The sequence below is a fragment of the Bacillus sp. mrc49 genome, from assembly GCF_002803435.1.
The window spans coordinates 1-6,415 of record NZ_PHNG01000524.1 but is presented as its reverse complement, the minus strand read 5'-3'; the positions used below and the strand labels follow the sequence as shown (position 1 = coordinate 6,415).

Genomic DNA, 6,415 nt, shown 5'->3' with positions numbered 1-6,415 from the left:
ATTCAGCCTTTTCGGATAACCCGTTCCATCCAGCCTTCCATGATGCTCTAGTATCGCAATCTTTACGCTGTCCTTTATGATGGAGCTATCTTTTATCATTTTATAACTGAAAATGGGGTGATTGTGGATCTCCTCATAATCCTCCGCAGTTAAGTCTTCCATCTTATTTAATAATCTTGGAGCGACCTTAGCCATCCCACAGTCCGCGAGACATCCGCCAATGGCCACCTGGTAGACGTCGGCCTTGCTGTATTTCATTTTAGATGCAATATAGCTTCCTATTAATCCGATGGAAATGGCATGGTGAAAGGTGTAGTCCTCTTTATTGCAGTAATGGTGCAGCATTAAAATGTTGCCTGGTTCCTCCAGTGCTTTATCCACTAGGGGAATAATGATTAAACGGATCATGGCCACCTCTACCTTGCTGCCGGCTTGCCAGTTCCTGAATAATCGCTTATAAGTTTGAACGGACTTAAGATACAAATCGGTAAAATCGGACGACTCTTCCAATTCGTCCAATTCCGGATCTATCACTTCTTTCGGTAAAAACTTCTTTCCATCAATCAACGTTTTTTCAACGCTTACCTCCGAAATTAAAAAAGCCTCCAAAGCCTCAATCGACTCCGCGGTCAATATTGTTTTTTCATACATGATAGGACGGTCGGCGAGACCTCTGATTTCTTTGGAAAGAATACAGCCTTCCGTTAAATAGCGCGTTTTTACTAGCAAATCGGTTCACCTCGATAGTAGTAGTAATGAATATCATTCCACTTGAAAAACATGGTAATAACTATCTTTCTTTATGATTATATACCTACAAATACGTTTTTTCAACACAAGTCCCATGACCTTTTACCCAACAAAAAAGGCCCAGCATTTTATCGCTGGGCCGTTTACCATTATTCTTCTGGATCTTTTTCGGTTTCTTCATTCTCGCTCACAACAGTGGGTTCCGATATTGTTTCTTGATCGGCTGTTGGATCTTGCTCCATATCTGCTTCCTCTTCTTCTTCTCTACCAACGATGGCCACCGTCGAGACATATTCATTGTCTGCGGATTCAAGGCGGATCAGTTTGACCCCTTGAGTATTACGGCCCGTTTTGGAGATGCCTTCGACTTCCATCCGGATCAATACACCTGCAGCTGTAATGAGCATCAAGTCCTCATCTTCACCCGTAACGGTTTTCACGGCGATCAGTTCGCCATTTTTCTCCGTTACATTACATGTTTTTATCCCTTTGCCGCCTCGGCTTTGGATACGGTATTCCTCAGCAGAGGTCCTTTTTCCATATCCATTTTTCGTAACGATCAAGACTTCTTCATCATCTTCAAGGATTTCCATACCGACCACTTCATCATCGGACCTTAAGGATATCCCTTTCACTCCTGCTGCAGTACGGCCCATCGTCCGTACATCCGTCTCTGGGAAACGGATCATCATTCCGGACTTCGTTCCGATGATGATCTGTTTATCTCCATTCGTAAGACGAACGGAAATCAATTCATCATCTTCCCGTAAACCTAGAGCGATTAACCCATTATTACGGATGTTGGCAAAAGAAGACAACGGTGTACGCTTCGATATCCCGTGCCGCGTCGTGAAGAATAAATACCAATCATCGGCAAATTCCTTCACCGGTATGATGGCATTGACCCACTCGCCCTTATCCACTTCCAATAGGTTGATGAGCGGCAAGCCTTTTGCCGTCCTGCCGTACTCAGGTATTTCGTATCCTTTCGAACGGTATACTTTACCTTTGTTCGTGAAGAATAATAGCGTGTCATGAGTCGATGTGGTCAACAAATGACCGACAAAATCATCTGTATTCGTTCCCATGCCCTGAATCCCGCGGCCGCCGCGTTTTTGGCTGCGGTATGTCGTTGCAGGCAGACGTTTAATATAACCGTTATGGGTAAGCGTCACGATGATATTTTCCTCTGGGATTAGATCCTCATCTTCCAAGCTCTCAAAGCCCGCTAATGTGATTTCCGTTCTGCGCTTATCATTAAAACGTTCTTTGATTTCAAGAAGCTCTTCACGGATGATTTCAAGAACCTTTTCTTCATCAGCCAGAATCGCTTTATATTCTGCAATGATGGCCATTAATGCTTGATATTCATCTTCGATTTTTTCGCGTTCCAAACCAGTCAGACGCTGCAAACGCATATCCAAAATGGCCTGTGCCTGTTTTTCGGAAAGTGAAAACTGTGTCATTAACCCTTCACGGGCAATGTCGGTAGTTTGTGAATTACGGATTAAAGATATGACCGCATCCAGATTATCCAGCGCAATCCTCAAGCCCTCTAAAATATGGGCGCGGGCCTCCGCTTTGCGCAATTCAAATTCCGTCCTGCGGCGTATGACCACCTGCTGGTGCTGTAAGTAGTATTGCAGGCATTGTTTTAAGTTCAATACTTTTGGCTGACCGTCAACCAAGGCAAGCAAATTGATCCCGAAGGTTGTCTGCATGGCAGTATGCTTGTACAGGTTATTCAAAAGGACATTTGCATTAACGTCCTTGCGAAGCTCCATGACGATGCGCATGCCATTGCGATCCGATTCATCCCGTAAATCGGTGATGCCTTCGATTTTCTTGTCTCGGGCAAGTTCGGCAATCTTTTCGATCAATCTTGCTTTATTCACTTGATAAGGAATTTCTTTAACTAGGATAACCTGTTTTCCATTAGGTTTTTCTTCAATCTCCACTTTCGCCCGCTGGATGATCGACCCTTTTCCAGTTTCATAGGCTTTCCTGATTCCGCTTCTGCCTAAGATTAACCCGGCTGTCGGGAAGTCGGGTCCTGGAATGTATTCCATCAGCTCCGGTATCGTAATGTCAGGATTTTTGCTTATAGCCAATACGCCGTCAATTACCTCACCTAATTGATGCGGTGGAATATTGGTTGCCATCCCTACCGCTATACCGGATGAACCATTCACCAAAAGGTTAGGGAAACGGGCTGGCATAACGGCTGGCTCTCTTTCCGAACCATCATAGTTATCCTGGAAATTGACCGTGTCTTTATTTAAATCACGAAGCAGCTCCATCGAGATTTTCGACATTCTTGCTTCTGTATACCTCATTGCAGCAGCTTGGTCTCCATCGACTGAACCGAAATTCCCGTGACCATCCACAAGCATATAACGATAGTTAAAGGGCTGCGCCATCCGTACCATCGTTTCATAGACGGCAGAATCACCGTGGGGGTGATACTTACCGATTACTTCCCCAACAATACGTGCCGATTTTTTAAATGGTTTATCCGAAGTCATTCCAAGATCATTCATTGCATAAAGAATTCTTCGGTGCACCGGTTTTAAACCGTCCCTTACATCAGGCAAAGCACGAGACACGATAACGCTCATCGCGTAATCCAAAAAAGATGTCCGCATCTCGGTACTTATATTTATTTCTTTCACACCTGATCTTTCATTTTCTGACATGGAGCCAACCTCCTATAAAAAGCTTATACTCTCGTTTAATATTACTAGAACTATGTAAAGAACAGGATGTAAGAGCATCCTGTCAAAAAATCAAACATCAAGATTTTTTACATAAATTGCATTTTCTTCGATGAAGTTACGTCTAGGCTCAACCTTGTCGCCCATCAGCATCTCGAATGTTTCATCCGCCTCGGCCGCATCTTTCAAGCTGACTTGAAGCAGCGTTCTCGTTTCAGGGTTCATGGTCGTTTCCCATAATTGCTCGGGGTTCATTTCCCCCAGCCCCTTGTAGCGCTGCAGGTTAGGCTTTGGAGTGCTTGGCAAACTCGCCATGATTTCTTCAAGCTGTCGATCGTTATAGGCATAATCCACTTTTTTCCCTTGCTGGATTTTGAAAAGTGGCGGCTGAGCAATGTATATATAACCATATTCGATGATTTTGCGCATATATCTGTAGAAGAATGTCAACATCAGCGTTCTGATATGGGCTCCATCCACATCGGCATCGGTCATGATGACGATTTTATGATATCGGGCCTTTTCAATATTGAATTCATCACCAATTCCCGTTCCTAGTGCGGTGATGATCGTGCCTATTTCCTCATTATGCAAGATTCTATCCAATCTTGCTTTTTCTACGTTCAGGATTTTACCCCTTAGCGGCAAAATCGCTTGGAAATGACGGTCGCGCCCTTGCTTGGCCGAACCTCCCGCCGAGTTTCCTTCAACGATGTACAATTCACTGATAGCCGGGTCCTTGGATGAACAATCCGCCAATTTTCCCGGAAGGTTGGAAACTTCAAGCGCACTCTTCCTTCGAGTCAATTCACGGGCTTTCTTGGCTGCCATACGGGCCCTTGCTGCCATTTGCCCTTTATCGACAATTTTCCTGGCCACGGCCGGATTTTCATATAAGAAAGAATCAAGCCGCTCAGAAAGGATGGAATCAGTTACCGTTCTTACTTCTGAATTTCCAAGTTTGGTTTTCGTTTGACCTTCGAATTGGGGTTCAGGATGCTTGATCGAAATGATTGCCGTCAGGCCTTCCCGGACATCTTCACCGGAGAAATTGGAATCGGCTTCTTTCAGGAGACCGTTTTTCCTTGCATAATCATTGATGACCCGGGTCAGGGCCGTCTTGAATCCCGATTCATGCGTACCGCCTTCATAGGTGTGAATATTATTGGCAAAAGAAAAGACATTGCTGATGTAGCTGTCATTGTATTGCAAAGCTAATTCGACAGAAATCCCATCTTTCTCGCCTTCCATGAAAATCGGCTCCTCATGCAGCACTTCTTTCGAACGGTTCAAGTGCTCGACATAAGATTTAATTCCGCCCTCATAATGATATTCCCTGATTTTCTCTTCTTCTTCACGTTTATCCTCAATGATGAGTTTCAAGCCTTTATTCAGGAACGCAAGCTCACGGATACGGGTGGCTAACGTGTCGAAATCGTACTCCAACGACTCCGTAAAAATTTCGCCATCAGGAATGAAGTGGACCGTCGTACCCGTATGATCGGTTTCCCCGATGATTTTCAAATCTTCCTTCGGAACCCCGCGATTGAATTGCTGATAATGGATTTTGCCATCACGATGGACATACACTTCCAATACCGTCGATAGGGCATTAACGACAGATGCACCGACACCGTGCAGACCGCCGGAGACCTTATATCCCCCGCCGCCAAACTTTCCGCCAGCATGAAGGACCGTCATGATTACTTCTACAGCGGGACGTCCCATTTTTTCATGGATCCCGACTGGAATTCCCCGTCCATTATCGACTACCGTTATGCTATTGTCTTTTTCGATCGTCACTTTGATTTCCGTACAGAAACCCGCTAGTGCCTCATCAATACTGTTATCGACAATTTCCCAAACAAGATGGTGAAGTCCTTTTGCAGAGGTAGTGCCGATATACATCCCCGGACGTTTACGAACTGCTTCTAAGCCTTCCAAAACCTGTATCTGATTCTCATCGTATGCCTGAGCTTGTACTTCTTTTTGTTCCATTGTCATTCGTATCACCTACACTTTTCTTTTGGCATTATCAATTTTCCGAAGTAATTATCGCTTAATTCCTTATATTCCAAGAACATCTATATCATCGATCAATAACGATGGCTGCAGTGAACGCTTTTTCAGAGTGGAAGAAGCAAGCGGTGAATAATAGACTTGCCTATCCGTCACTACTATCGATTTAACCGAGTTTTTTGCTAAATGGGAAGTCACATCAGACTTTTTCTCCAAAAACTCTATCATGATCGGAGATGCCTGGAGCAGCTTCTTATCTAAAATGGCTATGACATCATCCGTTTTCACAAGAACGTCTTCACCAATATGGAGATACATACATTCACCTCATCATTTAACCTTTTTTATACTTCCTTGACTAACATAAAAGGTGGTCGCTTCTCTCAGGGTTTGATGATCGATTCCATCAACGGAGGGTGTCGTCACGAATGTTTGCACTTTTCCTTGAATCGTATTCAGTAAATGGGATTGACGGAAATCGTCAAGTTCCGATAGCACATCATCCAATAATAAAATGGGATACTCGCCGATTTCCTCATGGATCAGCTCGATTTCGGCAAGCTTCAGGGAGAGCGCGGTTGTACGCTGCTGTCCTTGTGAACCATATGTCTGGACATCACGGTCATTCACAAAAAAAACCAGGTCGTCACGATGAGGACCGACCAGCGTTACACCCCGTTCAATTTCCCTTGTTTTTATTTTATCAAATTTTTCTGTGTATACTTCTATCATTTTCGTCAAATCCATAGATTCTGATACATCAAGCGACGGTTTATATTGGATTTTCAATACTTCTAGATTTCTGGAGATCCCCGAATGGATCGGCTCTGCCCATTGCTGGAGCTTTGAAAGAAACTCATATCTTCTTTCGACAATTTTCGCTGCATACTGGATGAATTGGTCAGTTAGCACGTCAAGCATCGTCGTATCCG

At 44.1% G+C, this 6,415-nt stretch carries 5 protein-coding genes; all 5 read right to left on the bottom strand.

Annotation, left to right across the window (positions count from 1 at the left end; all coding sequences use genetic code 11):
- Nucleotides 1-729 (bottom strand): HD-GYP domain-containing protein (locus tag CVN76_RS05120; RefSeq protein ID WP_100530508.1); only part of this gene is annotated, 729 nt, incomplete at its 3' end.
- A 170-nt stretch (nucleotides 730-899) separates the two neighbouring features.
- The gene (gyrA, locus tag CVN76_RS05115; RefSeq protein WP_100530501.1) at nucleotides 900-3,446 is read right to left on the bottom strand and encodes a DNA gyrase subunit A; all 2,547 of its coding nucleotides are present in this window, start codon (nucleotides 3,444-3,446) and stop codon (nucleotides 900-902) included.
- Nucleotides 3,447-3,536: 90 nt separating this feature from the next.
- A complete protein-coding gene (gene gyrB / locus CVN76_RS05110; RefSeq protein ID WP_061143188.1) occupies nucleotides 3,537-5,462 on the bottom strand; it encodes a DNA topoisomerase (ATP-hydrolyzing) subunit B in 1,926 nt (641 codons plus the stop codon).
- A 69-nt stretch (nucleotides 5,463-5,531) separates the two neighbouring features.
- Entirely contained in the window at nucleotides 5,532-5,801 is a 270-nt protein-coding gene (gene remB, locus CVN76_RS05105; RefSeq protein ID WP_061143173.1) for an extracellular matrix regulator RemB, read from the bottom strand.
- Nucleotides 5,802-5,813: 12 nt separating this feature from the next.
- Nucleotides 5,814-6,415 (bottom strand): DNA replication/repair protein RecF (gene recF / locus CVN76_RS05100; protein ID WP_157805538.1); only part of this gene is annotated, 602 nt, incomplete at its 5' end.

What these genes read in the sequence shown, in the direction of transcription:
- gyrA (WP_100530501.1), bottom strand. Translation starts at nt 3,446, where the DNA reads ATGTCAGAAAATGAAAGATCAGGTGTGAAAGAAATAAATATAAGTACC.
- gyrB (WP_061143188.1), bottom strand. Translation starts at nt 5,462, where the DNA reads ATGGAACAAAAAGAAGTACAAGCTCAGGCATACGATGAGAATCAGATA.
- remB (WP_061143173.1), bottom strand. Translation starts at nt 5,801, where the DNA reads ATGTATCTCCATATTGGTGAAGACGTTCTTGTGAAAACGGATGATGTC.